This window comes from Actinomyces sp. oral taxon 849 str. F0330 (assembly GCF_000239715.1).
Lineage (GTDB): Bacteria > Actinomycetota > Actinomycetes > Actinomycetales > Actinomycetaceae > Actinomyces > Actinomyces johnsonii.
Genome location: NZ_JH470355.1, coordinates 19,789 through 34,328, shown reverse-complemented (window position 1 = coordinate 34,328; position 14,540 = coordinate 19,789). Strand labels below are relative to the sequence as shown.

Annotated in this window: 13 protein-coding genes; 11 read left to right on the top strand and 2 right to left on the bottom strand. The window is 70.2% G+C overall.

The genetic code is table 11. The annotated features are described in order from the left end of the window. The 3 genes from HMPREF0975_RS16775 to HMPREF0975_RS10405 form a co-directional block, all read left to right on the top strand. Nucleotides 1–716 (top strand): thiamine pyrophosphate-binding protein (locus HMPREF0975_RS16775; RefSeq protein WP_269528423.1); only part of this gene is annotated, 716 nt, incomplete at its 5' end. Beyond that, a complete protein-coding gene (locus HMPREF0975_RS16770; RefSeq protein ID WP_232212514.1) occupies nucleotides 631–1,596 on the top strand; it encodes a thiamine pyrophosphate-dependent enzyme in 966 nt (321 codons plus the stop codon). The genes HMPREF0975_RS16775 and HMPREF0975_RS16770, both read left to right, overlap by 86 nt. A 208-nt stretch (nucleotides 1,597–1,804) precedes the next feature. Next, on the top strand, nucleotides 1,805–3,706 hold the full coding sequence (locus HMPREF0975_RS10405; RefSeq protein ID WP_009234130.1) for a S1C family serine protease: 1,902 nt from the start codon (nucleotides 1,805–1,807) through the stop codon (nucleotides 3,704–3,706). 12 nt (nucleotides 3,707–3,718) lie between these two features. On the opposite strand, the gene HMPREF0975_RS10400 is transcribed toward HMPREF0975_RS10405, so the two are convergent. After that, a complete protein-coding gene (locus tag HMPREF0975_RS10400) occupies nucleotides 3,719–5,071 on the bottom strand; it encodes an isochorismate synthase (protein ID WP_009234129.1) in 1,353 nt (450 codons plus the stop codon). Nucleotides 5,072–5,086: 15 nt separating this feature from the next. Further along, a complete protein-coding gene (locus HMPREF0975_RS10395) occupies nucleotides 5,087–5,812 on the bottom strand; it encodes a demethylmenaquinone methyltransferase (RefSeq protein WP_083840778.1) in 726 nt (241 codons plus the stop codon). A 366-nt stretch (nucleotides 5,813–6,178) separates the two neighbouring features. On the opposite strand from HMPREF0975_RS10395, the gene HMPREF0975_RS10390 reads away from it, so the two are divergent. The 8 genes from HMPREF0975_RS10390 to HMPREF0975_RS10355 all read left to right on the top strand — a co-directional run. Further along, the gene (locus tag HMPREF0975_RS10390) at nucleotides 6,179–7,480 is read left to right on the top strand and encodes a geranylgeranyl reductase family protein (protein ID WP_009234127.1); all 1,302 of its coding nucleotides are present in this window, start codon (nucleotides 6,179–6,181) and stop codon (nucleotides 7,478–7,480) included. Then, the gene (gene ndhC / locus HMPREF0975_RS10385) at nucleotides 7,477–7,836 is read left to right on the top strand and encodes an NADH-quinone oxidoreductase subunit A (protein WP_009234126.1); all 360 of its coding nucleotides are present in this window, start codon (nucleotides 7,477–7,479) and stop codon (nucleotides 7,834–7,836) included. Before HMPREF0975_RS10390 ends, ndhC begins: the two co-directional genes overlap by 4 nt. A gap of 91 nt (nucleotides 7,837–7,927) precedes the next feature. After that, nucleotides 7,928–8,542: an NADH-quinone oxidoreductase subunit B gene (locus tag HMPREF0975_RS10380; protein ID WP_198009178.1), complete on the top strand. Its 615-nt coding sequence runs from the start codon at nucleotides 7,928–7,930 to the stop codon at nucleotides 8,540–8,542. Further along, on the top strand, nucleotides 8,539–9,324 hold the full coding sequence (locus tag HMPREF0975_RS10375; protein ID WP_009234124.1) for an NADH-quinone oxidoreductase subunit C: 786 nt from the start codon (nucleotides 8,539–8,541) through the stop codon (nucleotides 9,322–9,324). The genes HMPREF0975_RS10380 and HMPREF0975_RS10375 overlap by 4 nt, the downstream gene beginning before the upstream one ends. After that, nucleotides 9,324–10,712, top strand: coding sequence for an NADH-quinone oxidoreductase subunit D (locus HMPREF0975_RS10370; RefSeq protein ID WP_009234123.1), 1,389 nt, complete (start codon nucleotides 9,324–9,326; stop codon nucleotides 10,710–10,712). The genes HMPREF0975_RS10375 and HMPREF0975_RS10370 overlap by 1 nt, the downstream gene beginning before the upstream one ends. Next, nucleotides 10,712–11,512, top strand: a complete 801-nt coding sequence (nuoE, locus tag HMPREF0975_RS10365) for an NADH-quinone oxidoreductase subunit NuoE (protein WP_009234122.1) — start codon at nucleotides 10,712–10,714, stop codon at nucleotides 11,510–11,512. The genes HMPREF0975_RS10370 and nuoE overlap by 1 nt, the downstream gene beginning before the upstream one ends. After that, nucleotides 11,509–12,840, top strand: a complete 1,332-nt coding sequence (gene nuoF, locus HMPREF0975_RS10360) for an NADH-quinone oxidoreductase subunit NuoF (RefSeq protein ID WP_009234121.1) — start codon at nucleotides 11,509–11,511, stop codon at nucleotides 12,838–12,840. The genes nuoE and nuoF overlap by 4 nt, the downstream gene beginning before the upstream one ends. Before the next feature lie 3 nt (nucleotides 12,841–12,843). After that, a partial coding sequence (locus tag HMPREF0975_RS10355) for a 2Fe-2S iron-sulfur cluster-binding protein (protein WP_009234120.1) occupies nucleotides 12,844–14,540 on the top strand: 1,697 nt, incomplete at its 3' end.

The following is a 14,540-nucleotide window of genomic DNA, read 5'->3' as shown; positions in this document are numbered from 1 at the left end:
GCAGCGCGGGCTTCATCGCGCTGGGCGCCGCCCGCGCCCACGCTCTGACCGGTGCCAGCCGGTGCGCCGCCGTGGTGACCACCTCGGGGACGGCCGTCTCCAACCTCCACCCCGCCGTCAGCGAGGCCGACGCCGCCGGGATCCCCCTGCTCGTCATCAGCGCCGACCGGCCCCACGAATTGGTGGGCACCGGGGCCAGCCAGACCACCGAGCAGACTGCCCTCCTCTCACCGGCCCTGCGCCTGGCCATCGATCTACCCGCCGACCTGTCCGCCGACCTCGGCAGTGCTGCTGCCCGAGCCGCCATCGCCGGGCAGGTGCGCCGCGCCGTCGCCGCAGCCACGGGGACCCTGAGCCGAGATCCGGGGCCGGCTCAGATCAATGCCCGCTTCCGCCCTCCCCTGGCGGTGGAGGGGGCGGCGCCGACCACTCCACCGGCGCTCGGGGCGCCGGAGGTTCGCGCGGCAGGGGCAGGCGGACCGGTGCCGGCCCTCGGGGCCGAAAGCGTCGAACATGACGGTCGTCAACCCCCCGAGGGGGAGAGCCGCGGGATCGTCGTCGCGGGCGACACCGCCACCCGCCGTCGGCGCGCTGGCCAGGTGCCTTGCCGAGCACCTCCATTGGCCGCTCCTGGCGGAGCCCACCTCGCATGCCCGCAGCGGCCCCCAGGCCCTGCCCCGCTACGCCGAGCTCCTGGCCACCGGACCGGGCCGTGAGCTCGCCGGGCGCGCCGACCACCTCATCGTCGTCGGCCACCCCAGCCTCAGCCGATCCGTCACCGCCCTTCTAGGGAGCGGCGACCTGGAGACCACCGTTCTGAGCGAGCGCGCCCGGTGGACCGACGTCTCCGGAAGGGCCCACCGCGTCATCCCCGTCGATGTCCCCGGCCCCTCGTCAGCCGGCCAGGCCTCCTCCCGGGCGGTCCGTCTGGCTACCACCCTCGGGCTGGGGCGGGCCGATGCCGTCTGGGCCGACTCCTGGCGCCGGGCTGTGGAGGAGCTGCCCGAACCGGATCGTCCCGGAAGCACTGATGCTGCAGCCGATGCCGCGGTGAAGGCCGTGTGGGAGGCGAGCCTCCTGCCCGGAGCCCCCACTCTGCTGGTCGGCTCCTCCATGACGGTGCGCCGCCTCGACCGCCTCGCCCGCCCCGGCAGTGCTGCCCCGCAGGTCGTGGCGAACCGTGGTCTGGCGGGAATCGACGGCACTATCGCCACTGGAATCGGGTTGTGGATGGCATCGGGCGAGCCGGTGCGCGCCATTATGGGAGACCTCGCCTTCCTCCACGACGCCATGTCAATGGGGAGAGGACTCCGTGAGGAGGAGGCGGACCTTCAGGTTATCGTCGTCGACGATGGCGGAGGAGCGATCTTCTCCCGCCTTGAGTATGCCCACACCGCAGAATCTCATCGGTTCGAAAGGCTCTTCACCACCCCACAGTGTGCGAATATTTCCGAACTGGCCGCCGCCCTAGGGGCTCGCGTCCGCATCCCCGAAGACGTCCCGGCCCTCCAGACACTCCTGGCCGAACCGGTCGGCGGCCTCAGCGTCGTCATCTGGACGGTTGAGGGGCACATGCCTAACGCCCGGACAACATGAACGACGATAGAGATAGACGGCACCGCACGAGATGAGACTCGGAGGAGAGGCCCCGGCCCGGACCAACCAGCCTCCCTGTCAGCGCGCTGCGACACAACGGTTATACGATCCACAGCAGAGCCTCAGGCAATAGTCGGAAACGGCACAGAGCCCTGATATTGGCTACCTGCTGACCTGGACAGGGCGCAAGGCCCGAGGAGGAACACATATGAGCGGCTACGACGAGACGAACCCGGAGACCTACCGGCCCACTGAGCCCAGCCGGGCGGCAGACGGCAGTTACCCCGGTGTCGGCTCCCAGTCCGCTGCCAGCCAGGGGACGCCGGGCGCGGCGGCCTCAGGCAGTGAACCTCCGAGCGAGCCCCTGAGCGAGTCCCCGAGCCGGGCCGGTTACGAGGACCTTTCGCAGGCCTACGGAGCAGACGCCTCCCAGTCCGAACCCGTCCTGCCCGGGACCGCCCAGGCCGCAGACGCGGAGAATGCGGAGTACACCCGGCCGTTGCCCGCTGACCAGCCCACTTCGCAGATGCCCGCGGACCAGCCCACCTCGCTCTACGCGCAGTCCGCGCAGGGCTCCTCCCCGTCCTACGAGGAACAGCAGGGGCAGTACCAGCCGGCACAGGGGCAGTACCAGTCCCAGCAGCAGCCCTACCAACAGTCCTACCAGCAGGGCCAGCCGGACCAGTACCCCGCCATCTCCCAGGGACAGCCCGCCACTTCGTACAGCCAGTCCTCTGCTGCCCAGCAGCCCTACCAGGCGCACCTCGGCTCGCCCTATACGAGCGTTCCGACGACGTCCGGCGGCTACGACTTCCCCCGGACCGAGGACCACGGCGGTGGCGGGCCCGTCGGAGGCTCGCAGGCCGGTCCCAGCAGCTACGCGCCCGTCGGCGCCGCGGGGGAGTCCTTCTACGCCGCCTCGAACGCCTCTGGCGGTGGGAGCGGGAAGAAGCGACGCCGGGGGCCGGGCTGGGTCGCCCTGGTCGCCTCCGTCGTGGTCGCCTCACTGCTGGGAGCCGGCGGCGCCGTCGGAGCGGTCAAGTATCTGGACGCCCGCGATGGGACGCTGTCATCGCGCTCCTCGGCCGCTCCCACCGCGATCGCCACCGGCGACACGACCAAGACTGTCAACAGCTCCGGCCAGGCCCCCGACTGGGAGGCCGTATCGGCCGCGGTGTCCAATGCGGTTGTGTCCATCGCCATCGCAACGGACAGGGGGACCGCCCTGGGCTCCGGGGTCATCTACGACAAGGATGGGCACATCATCACCAACAACCACGTGGTGGCGGGAGCCGCGCAGATCCAGGTGACTCTGGCCGACGGCCGCGTCTACGACGCCGATACCACCGGCACAGACCCCGCTACGGATCTGGCGGTCATCCAGCTCAAGGACGCCCCCGACAACCTCACCGTCGCCCAGCTCGGCGACTCCGACAAGCTGACCACGGGCCAGGACGTCATGGCCATCGGCAACCCGCTGGGACTGTCCTCCACCGTCACCACCGGCATCATCTCGGCCCTGGACCGCCCCGTCGTCAATGCCCAGGGAGAAGAGGGGGAGGGAGGCTCGGGCAGCGGCTCGTCGTCCTCGGCGGTCTACACCAACGCCATCCAGATCGATGCCGCCATCAACCCCGGAAACTCCGGTGGCCCCCTGTTCGATGAGAAGGGACGGGTCATCGGCATCACCAGCTCGATCGCCACGATGGGGCGCTCCAGCTCCGGTGAAGGAGGCTCGGGCAGTATCGGCATCGGGTTCGCCATTCCCGTCAAGCTGGCAGAGAAGGTCGCCAAGCAGCTCATCGAGTCGGGATCGGCTACCCACGCCTACCTGGGGGTCACTCTGGAGACCGGGGCCGCCGAGTCCGACGGCGCCAAGCGCGCCGGCGCCAAGATCGCCTCGGTGGAGGGTGACTCGCCCGCCGACAATGCCGGCTTGAAGAAGGACGATGTCGTCATCGCTATCGACGGCAAGACCACCTCCCAGGGCTCGGCACTGACCGGCTATGTGCGCCAGTATTCCGCCAACGACAAGGTCAAGCTCACCGTCATCCGCGATTCCAAGAAGAAGGACATCGAAGTGACCCTGGCCGAGCGCAAGGATTCCTAAGGAGAGCCCGGATCAGGGACTCACGCCCAGCGCGCCCAGCACCGGACGCATCTTGGCGGTTGTCTCCGCCAACTCGTCGGCCGGCTCGGAGTCCGGCATGATGCCGCCGCCCCCGAAGACCCGCGCGGGGGAGTGCGGGCCGGGTCCGCCGGCCGGCAGCTGGGCGCTGCGCAGTGCAATGCACCACTCGCCCTCGCCGTGCCAGTCCACCCAGCCCACGGGGCCGGCGTAACGACCCCGGTCCATGGACTCGGCCTCCTCGATGAGATGCGCAGCCGCCGGGGTCGGCGTCCCGCACACGGCCGCCGTCGGGTGCAGGGCGTCCACGAGTGCCAGGGCGCCGGTGTCCCCGGCAACGACTCCGGTCACGTCGCTGGCCAGGTGCAGCACATTCGGCAAGCTCAGGACGAAGCGCGCCGGGGCATTGACCACCGAGCACAACGGCTCCAGCGCCGTGATAGCCGAAGCCCTGGCCAGTTCGTGCTCCCGGTTGTTCTTCTCCGAGCCCTCCAGCCAGGCCGCCAGGCGGGCCGTGGCCGGCGCATCCTCACCGGCGCGTCGGCGGGCCGTGCCGGCCAGGACCCGGCTGGTAAGGCGCCGATCGCGCAGGCGCAGCAACAGCTCGGGGCTGGCCCCCACCATCTGGTCGACGGCGAAGGTCCAAGTGGACGGGTAGTCGGAGGCCAACCGTCGCAGCACCGTGCCGGTGGCCAGCGGCGCCGTCGGGCGAGCCAGGACATCGCGTGCCAGGACCACTTTGCGGGCCTGCCCCGAGCGCATCCGCTCCTGCGTGCGGGCCACCGTCCGGCACCACTGCTTCTCACTGAGCGCCCCGGTCTCGACGGCGGTGGCGCCCGCGTCCCTGTCCTCATGCTCCCGGCCGATCGCTGTCCGGGCCTCGGTGACGAGCGCCTTGATCAGCGCCTCGGGGTCCGGGTGTTCCGGCTCTACCCCGCCCATGGCCGAGGAAACCGCGGTGGTCAACCAGGCCCCGTCGTCGTCGAGCCCGATGAGGACCTCGGGGACCAGCAGCACCGAGGACTGCTCGGAGGCGGGGGAGAAGGTGATCGTGCCCAGGGCTACCGGTCCGGTTCCGGGGCGCACCAGCGCGTCGCGCCACCAGGCCGCGCCGATAACGGCCCGCCATGCCGCCCGCAGCGCCTCGATGCGCTCGTCGCCGTGGGCCTCGATCGTCAGGGCGCGCCTCAGACCGATGAGCCCGCGTCCCTCGTGGACCCACGAGACGACCTCCTCGCGGCCCGCCAGCAGGTCAATGAGCGCGACCCCCTCCAACGAGCCCTCGGGCAGCTCGTGAGTGCGGAAGGACAGACGCGGCGGTGCGGCCAGGCAGTGATCGGCCCTCACGACTCGGCTCGCCTCTCAGCGCTCGACCGCGGGGCGCGCGGTACGCGTGGCCCGGTGGACGGCGACGATCCCGCCGGAGAGGTTCTTGTAGCCCACGCCCCGCCAGCCGGCCTCGTGCATGATGCCGGCCAGCTCCCTCTGGTCCGGCCAGGCCAGGATCGACTCGCCTAGATAGTCGTAAGCCTGCGTGTTCGATGAGACCAGGCGCGCCACTGCCGGCAGGGCACTGCCCAGATAGAAGCGGTAGAGGCGACGGAACAGGGGCGAGACCGGGGTGGAGAACTCCGCGATGACGATTCGCCCGCCCGGGACTGTCACGCGGTGCATCTCTGCCAGTGCCCGCGCCGTGTCCTGGACGTTGCGCAGCCCGTAGGAGATAGTGACGACGTCGAAGGTCTCGTCGGCGAAGGGAAGAGCCGTGGCGTCCCCGGCCACGAAGGCGATCTTGGGGTGGCGGCGCTTGCCCTCGGCGACCATGCCGGTGGAGAAGTCGCAGGCCACGACCTCGGCGCCGTCGGCGGCGTACTCCATCGAGGAGGTGCCGGTCCCCGCGGCCAGATCCAGGATCCGCATCCCCGGTCCCGCGGCCACGGCCGCGCGTGTTACCGACCGCCACATGTGCACCTGGAACAGGCTCATCACGTCATTGGACAGGTCGTAGCGGCGCGCGACGGCGTCGAACATCCCTGCGACCTCTCGTGGGTCCTTGGCGAGGGTGGCTCGAAGAGGCGATCGGCTCATGGGGAGCATCATCGCAAATCCCGGCCGCGGCACCGCGCTGACAGTACGGCGGGCGAGGTTTCGGGAACCCCTATTGACGGCCTAGGACCCAGGTCCCGTCCAACGACGTTGAAATTCGTCACTCACTTGCAGCGTAATTCTGGAATCGCGCAGCCGCCGGTATCCGCGTAACTCCGCTCCAGTAATGCCGTCACAGCAACGAAAACCCCTGGTTGCCGTCTCAACCGGTAGCCTCGTCCAAGAGGTGCCCGCCCCCTGAGTACAGTCGGCACAGGCTCCGACGAGCGCGGGGCCTGCATTACCGTGCCAACTGTGATGCCTACGACAACACCTGCCGTACCAGATGCACCGAGGAGGGGAGCCCGAGTGACTCAGGCAGCCGCCCAGTCCAGCGCCTCCGCCACAGCCGACGTCATCGTCGTCGGCGCCGGCCCGGCGGGCTCCTCGGCGGCCTTCCACATGGCCACCCTCGGTCTCGACGTCATTCTCCTGGAGAAGCAGGAGCTCGGCCGTGACAAGGTCTGCGGCGACGGCCTGACCCCCTCGGCTGTGCGCGAGCTCGTCTCCATGGGTGTGGATACCTCCGGCTGGCAGCGCAACCGCGGCCTGCGCGTCATCGGCGGCGGCCACCTGCTCCACTTCCCCTGGCCCGAGCAGGCCTCCTTCCCCTCCTACGGGATGGCCCGCCCGCGCGCCCTGCTCGATCGGGACCTGGCGGAGCACGCCGCGGCGGCCGGCGCCCGGCTGCTGACCGGCGTGACCGTCACCGGCCCCGTTACCTCGCCCACCGGCCGCGTCACCGGCGTCGAGGCCCGCCCCACCAACCGGGTCGCCTACCCCGGCATCGAGGGCCCCACCACCTTCACCGCCCCGCTGGTCGTCGACGCCGGAGGGGTCTCGGCCCGTCTGGCTACCGCCGTCGGGCGCACGAAGAACGAGCGCCGCCCCATGGGCGTGGCCGTGCGCGCCTACTTCCGCTCCCCGCGCGCCAAGGACGCCTGGATGGAGTCGCGCCTCGAGCTGTGGGACGGCAAGCCCGGCAACTCCGACCTCCTGCCCGGCTACGGGTGGATCTGGTCGGTGGGGGAAGGGCTGGTCAACGTCGGTCTCGGCTCGGTCTCCTCGCGAGCCTCGGCCACCGCCATCGACTATCGCGCCGTGTTCAACCGCTGGATGGACAACGTCCCGGCCTCCTGGGGCTTCACCAAGGAGAACCAGGTCGGCGGCTTGGTCAGTGCCGCCCTGCCCATGGCCTTCAACCGCAAGCCCCATTACGCCGACGGCCTCATGCTGCTCGGTGACGCAGGCGGCATGGTCTCGCCCTTCAACGGCGAGGGCATCGCCCAGGCCCTTCTGTCCGGCCGCCTGGCCGCCCAGGCCGCCGCGCAGGCCGCCGCCCGTTCCACGACGTCGGGCCGCGAGCAGGTCCTGGCCCAGTACCCCAAGGCTCTCAGGGCCGAGATGGGCGGCTACTACACGCTCGGGCGCGTCTTCGTCGCCCTCATCGAGCACCCCGAGGTCATGCGTCTGTGCACCCGCTACGGGCTGCCGCGCAAGCGCCTCATGAAGCTCGTCACTAAGCTCCTGTCCGACGGGTGGGAGCGGCGCGGCGGCGACGGAATCGACCACTTCATCCAGCTCCTGACAAGGATGGTGCCGGAAGCATGAACCCCTACGCCTCCCTGCTCATCATGGCCGCCGTGGCCCTCGTGGTCGCGATCGGCGGACTGGCCCTGAGCGCCATCGTCAGCCCCGCTCGGCGCAACCGGGTCAAGGTCGCCAACTACGAGTGCGGTATCGACCCCACACCTGCCAATACCGAGCACGGGCGTTTCCCGGTCTCCTTCTACCTGGTGGGCATGACCTTCATCATCTTCGACGTCGAGGTGGTCTTCCTCTACCCCTGGGCCACCGCTTTCGGGCGCCTGGGGTTCTTCGGGCTGGGCGCCGCCGTCCTGTTCATCGGCCTGATCACCGTGCCCTACATCCTGGAGTGGCGCCGCGGCGGACTGGACTGGGACTGAGACAGGCGGATCGAGTGCGAGGCACCGACGACAGGACCCGCGGGCGCCACATGGCCCTGACGACCTCAAGGAGTACACAGCAGTGAAGAGCATGAAAAAGCACAACGCCTTCATGGCGTCCATCCCCTCCAAGCGCAACGACCCCTACGCGGCCGCTGCCGCCGAGGTGGACAGCCCCGGCTTCCTGCTGACCACCGTCGAGAAGCTCGCGGGCCTGGCCCAGGCCCGCTCCATATGGCCCGTCACCATGGGGCTGGCCTGCTGCGCCATCGAGATGATGGGCGCAGGCACCCCCCGCTTCGACATGGCCCGCTTCGGCTGGGAGGTCTTCCGTGCCTCCCCGCGCCACGCCGACGTCATGATCGTCTCGGGTCGCGTCTCCCACAAGATGGCCCCGATCGTGCGCAACGTCTACGACTCCATGCCCGAGCCCAAGTGGGTCATCTCCATGGGGGCCTGTGCCTCCTCGGGCGGCATCTTCAACAACTACGCTGTCGTCCAGGGCTGCGACCACATCGTCCCGGTGGACATCTACCTGCCGGGATGCCCACCCCGCCCCGAGATGCTCCTGGGCGCCATGCTCGAGCTCACCCGCCAGATCGAGAAGAAGCCGCTGTTCAAGCACCGCGAGGAGATCGCCCGCGCCGTCGAGGCCGCCGCCCTGTCCGCCACCCCCACCCATGAGATGAAGGGCCTGCTGGCATGAGTGAGAAGAACGCTCCGGCGAACGGCTCCGGCTCCGACGCCTCGCCCGAGATCCCCGAGGTCTCGGCGGTGCCCGCTGTCCCCGAGGTCGCCGGCACCCCCGTGCGCCCCGAGCTGCGCCTGGAGGTCATCGCCGTCTCCACCGGCCAGTTCGGCGCCTCCGACGCCGGCGACACCACCGGCTACGGCGAGCACCGCAGCGCCGTCACCCTCGCCCCCGCCGCCGTGCGCCCCTACGGCGGCTGGTTTGACGGCGTCGTCGACGCCCTCATCGAGGACCTCCAGGATGCCGGCGTCGACCCGGCCGCCGCCATCGAGAAGGTCGTCATCGAGCACGACGAGCTCACCCTGTTCATCGCCCGCGAGCACCTGCTCGACGTCGTGCGCCCCCTGCGCGACGACCAGGACCTGCGCTTCGAGCTGTGCCTGGGCGTCAGCGGCGTCCACTACCCCCAGCTGACCGGCCGCGAGCTGCACGCCTGCATCGAGCTCATGAGCCTGACCCACGGCGGACGCCAGCTGCGGCTCCAGGTCGCCTGCCCCGACTCCGACCCGCACGTGCCCTCCATCATCTCGGTCTACCCCGGCAATGACTGGCACGAGCGGGAGACCTGGGACCTCATGGGCATCGTCTTCGATGGCCACCCCCACCTGACCCGCACCGCTATGCCCGATGACTGGGTGGGCCACCCCCAGCGCAAGGACTATCCGCTGGGCGGCATCCCCGTCGAGTACAAGGGCGCCCAGACCCCGCCCGCCGACACCCGGAGGTCCTACCGCTGATGAGCACCACGAGCACCTTCCGCGCCTCCGGCCCCGCCATGGACGACCTGTCCGCCGGCGCTGAGCAGTTCACCGTCAGCGGCGGGGACTGGGACGACGTCGTTGCCCAGATCGCCGAGCGCGACGAGGCCGATCGCCTGCGCAATGACCGGATCGTCCTCAACATGGGCCCGGTCCACCCCTCCACCCACGGCGTGCTGCGCCTGGTCCTGGAGGCCGACGGCGAGGTCGTCACCGAGGTCCGCGTCGGTACCGGCTACCTGCACACCGGTATCGAGAAGAACATGGAGTACCGCACCTGGGTCCAGGGCGAGACCTTCGTGACCCGCATGGACTACGTGGCCCCCTTCTTCCAGGAGGTCGGCTACGCGCTGGCGGTCGAGAAGCTCCTGGGCATCACCGATGACGTCCCCGAGAAGGCCACCGTCACCCGCGTGCTGCTCATGGAGCTCAACCGCATCGCCTCCCACGTCGTGGCCGTGGGCACCGGGGGCAACGAGATGGGCGGTACCACGCTCATGACCATCGCCTTCCGCTGCCGCGAGAACATCCTCAAGGCCTTCGAGATGGTCTCCGGGCTGCGCATGAACCACGCCTACGTCCGTCCCGGGGGCCTGGCCCAGGACATTCCCGAGGGATTCACCGACTTCGTACGCTCGGTCATGCCCGACATCAAGCACGACATCCACGAGCTCGAGCTGCTGCTCCTGGAGAACCCGATCCTCAAATCTCGTTTCATCGGCGTGGGCGAGATCAGCCTGGCCGGCGCTCTCGCCCTGGGACTGACCGGGCCATGCCTGCGCGCGGCCGGCTACCCCCTGGACATCCGGCGCACCAAGCCCTACTGCGGCTACGAGACCTACGACTTCCGGGTGCCCACCTACAAGGTCTCCGACTGCTACAACCGGCTGCGGCTCCGGCTGGACGAGTCCTACGAGTCGCTCAAGATCGTCTCCCAGTGCCTGGACCGCCTCGACGAGATCAGCGCCCGCGGCGACGACCCCTCCAATACCACGATGGTGGCCGACCCGACCATCGCCTGGCCCGCCCGCATGGCCATCGCCACCGACGGCCAGGGCCAGTCCCTGGAGCACGTGCGTGAGATCATGGGCTCGTCCATGGAGTCCCTCATCCACCACTTCAAGCTGGTGACTCAGGGTTTCCGGGTCCCGGCCGGCCAGGTCTACCAAACCGTCGAGCACGCCAAGGGGGTCCTGGGCATCCATGCCGTCTCCGACGGCGGCACCCGCCCCTACCGGGTCCACTTCCGCGACCCCTCATTCTCCAATCTGCAGTCGCTGGCCCTGATGGGCGAGGGCGGCATGATCGCCGACCTCGTGCCCACCCTGGCCTCCATCGACCCCGTCCTGGGAGGCGTGGACCGCTGATGAGCACCACCGAGAACGCACTCAATCCGGCCGGCTCGGCCGCCCCGCCCATCAACCCCGCCGTGGAGACCATCGCCACCGTCAGCGCGGTGGGCCCGGCGGGCACCGTGGCGGCCGCCGCCGTCGCCGCCGGCTATAGCCCCGAGGTCGCCCAGGGCCTCCAAGTCGACATCGAGCGGATCATCGCCCGCTACCCGGCGGGCAAGGAGCGCAGCGCCCTCATCCCGATGCTCCACCTCATCCAGTCCGTGGACGGATACGTCTCACCGGCCGGTATCGCCCTGTGTGCCGCTCGGCTGGGCCTGGACCGCGCCGAGGTCAGCGCTGTGGCCACCTTCTACAGCCAGTTCCGCCGCCACCCGATCGGCACTTATCACGTGGGCGTGTGCACCAACGCCCTGTGCGCCGTCATGGGCGGCGACGAGATCTGGTCGGCCGTCACCGAGCACACGGGTCTGGGCGCCGAGGAGACCAGCGAGGACGGCACTATCAGCCTCGAGCGCATCGAGTGCAACGCCGCCTGCGACTACGCCCCCGTCGTCATGGTCAACTGGGAGTTCTTCGACAACCAGACCCCTGACTCCGCCGTCGCCATGATCGAGGCCCTCGAGCGCGGCGAGGACGTGGCCCCCACCCGCGGCCCCGAGACCGTGCCCACCTTCCGCGAGAACGAGCGCCTGCTCGCCGGATTCGAGGACGGCCGTTCCGATGAGGGCCGCGGCCCCGGCGAGCCGACCCTGCGGGGCCTGAGCATTGCCCGCGAGCAGGGTTGGACCGCGCCGAAGGAGGAGTCCAAGTGAGTGCCACCGCCACCTACACCGCGCCGGGCACCCTCACCCCGGTCCTGAGCGACCTATGGGACCAGGAGCGCTCCTGGACCCTGCGGACCTACCTCAACCACGGCGGCTATCGGGGTCTCAAGCGCGCCAAGACCCTCAGCTGCGAGGAGCTCATCACCCTCATCAAGGACTCCGGCCTGCGCGGACGCGGTGGCGCCGGGTTCCCCACCGGCCTGAAGTGGTCCTTCCTGCCCCCGGTCGACGGCGGCCCGCGCTACCTCGTGGTCAACGCCGACGAGTCCGAGCCCGGCACCTGCAAGGACATCCCCACGATCCTGTCCAACCCCCAGGCGCTCATCGAGGGCATCGCCATCACCTCGCGGGCCATCGGCGGAGACCACGCCTTCGTCTACCTGCGCGGCGAGGTTCCCCACGCCTACCGCCGCCTGCTCGGCGCCGTGCGCGAGGCCACCGAGTCCGGCCTGCTGGACACCGGCTTCGGCCTGGACGGCCGGCAGCGCCTGCGCATCACCGCCCACGCGGGGGCCGGCGCCTACATCTGCGGTGAGGAGACCGCCCTGCTGGACTCTCTGGAGGGCCGCCGCGGCCACCCCCGCCTCAAGCCGCCCTTCCCCGCTGTCGCCGGTCTCTACGCCCGGCCCACGGTGGTCAACAATGTCGAGACCATCGCCTCGGTCCCGGCGATCCTGGCCCGCGGCGCCCAGTGGTACTCCTCCATGGGCACCGAGAAGTCCAAGGGCCATGGCATCTTCTCCGTGTCCGGGCACGTGGCCCGCCCCGGCCAGTACGAGGCCCCCTTCGGCATTACGATGCGAGAGCTCATCGAGCTCTCCGGAGGCATCCGTCCCGGCCATGAGCTGAAGTTCTGGGTCCCGGGAGGGTCTTCGACGCCGATCTTCGGCCCCGACGAGCTCGACGTCCCCCTCGACTACGAATCCGTGGCCGAGGCCGGCTCCATGCTGGGAACCCGCGCCCTACAGGTCTTCGATGAGACCGTCTCGGTGGTGCGCGTGGTCACCCGCTGGACCGAGTTCTACCAGCACGAGTCCTGCGGCAAGTGCACCCCCTGCCGCGAGGGCACCTACTGGATGCGCCAGATCATGCTGCGTCTGGAGGCCGGGCGCGGACTGCCCGGCGACGTCGAGAAACTCGAGTCCATCGCCTCCAACATCGCCGGGCGCTCCTTCTGCGCCCTGGGCGACGCCTCCGCCACCCCGGTCCTGACCGGCATTAAGCGGTTCCGCGAAGAGTTCGAGGCCGGTTACACCACCGCCGCCGGCGAGCTCTTCCCCTACGCCGCCTCCTCCGTCTTCGAAAGCGCACGGTGAGCCATGACTGCTGAGACGACCGCCAAGAGCTCCGCACCGGCTGCGCCGCCAGCTCCCGAGATGGTCCGCATGACCATCGACGGGCTTCCCGTCGAGGTGCCCAAGGGCACCCTCCTCATCCGCGCCGCCGAGCAGGTCGGCGTACGCATCCCGCGCTTCTGCGACCATCCGCTGCTCGCGCCGTCGGCCAACTGCCGCCAGTGCCTGGTGGAGGTGGCCATGCCCGGGCGCGACGGCGTCGTGCGGCCCATGCCCAAGCCCCAGCCCTCCTGCGCCATGACTGCCATGGAGGGCATGGAGATCTCCACCCAGGCCACCAGCGAGGTCGCCGCCAAGGCCCAGGCCGGCACCATGGAGTTCCTCCTCATCAACCATCCGCTGGACTGCCCCGTGTGCGACAAGGGCGGCGAGTGCCCCCTGCAGAACCAGGCCCTGGAGCTCATGGCCTCCGGCGCCCAGTCCGCCACTCGCTTCACCGATGTCAAACGCACCTTCCCCAAGCCGCTGCGCCTGACCAGCAACATCCTGCTGGACCGCGACCGCTGCATCCTGTGCCAGCGCTGCGTGCGCTTCGCCGACCAGATTCCCGGGGACCCCTTCATCGCCCTCCAGGGACGCGGCGGCGGCCACCCCTCCTGCGACATGGACGGAAACCCCGAGCACACAGGAGGCCTGTACTCCGAGCAGATCGGACGCTTCGACGCGCGCGTCCTGGACTTCTCCACCGGCTCGGCCGAGCAGGCCGAGCGGTCCATAGACGCCGACCTCCAGACGATCCGCGGCGTGCCGTCCCTGAGCGCCCTGGGCGACATGACCGGCCCCGGCGGCGAGCCCGGCGCCTCTGACGGCACCGACTACGGCCCCGACCTGGGCGCGGGCCGCGAGGACCTGGACGCCTCCGGGCGGCCCTTCGCCTCCTACTTCTCCGGCAACATCATTCAGATCTGCCCCGTGGGCGCCCTGACCTCCGCGAGGTACCGCTTCCGGGCCCGCCCCATGGACCTGGTCTCCACCGACTCCGTCACCGAGCAGGACGCCTCCGGTTCGGCCATCCGCGTCGACATGCGCCGCGGCGTCGTCCTGCGCCATCTGGCCGGCAACGACCCCGAGGTCAACGAGGAGTGGATCACCGACAAGGACCGCTTCGCCTTCACCTGGTCCGCGCAGCCCGACCGCCTCACCGTGCCGCTCGTGCGCGACGAGGAGACCGGCGAGCTCGTCACCACCTCCTGGTCCGACGCCCTGGACGTGGCCGCACGGGGGCTTTCCCGCGCCGCCTCCGACGGGGGAGTGGGTCTCCTACCCGGCGGCCGCCTCACCCTGGAGGACGCCTGGGCCTGGTCCCGCTTCGCCCGTACCGTCCTGGGCACCAACGACATTGACCAGCGCGTGCGCTCCCACAGCTTGGAGGAAGACACCTTCCTAGCCGCCCGGGTGGCCGGCACCGGCCTGGGTGCCGTCACCTACCGGCACCTGGAGAAGGCCGGCCAGGTCCTGCTCCTGGGCCTGGAGCCCGAGGATGAATGCGGCTCCCTGTTCCTGCGCTTGCGCAAGGGCGTGCGCGCCGGCGGCGTCAATGTGGCCACCGTGACCACCTGCCTGAGTGCCGCCAGCCGCAAGCTCTCCGCACAGGCCATCCTCACCCCGCCCGGCGAGGAGGCCCGCGTCGTCGCCCACCTCAGCCAGACCCACCCCGCCCT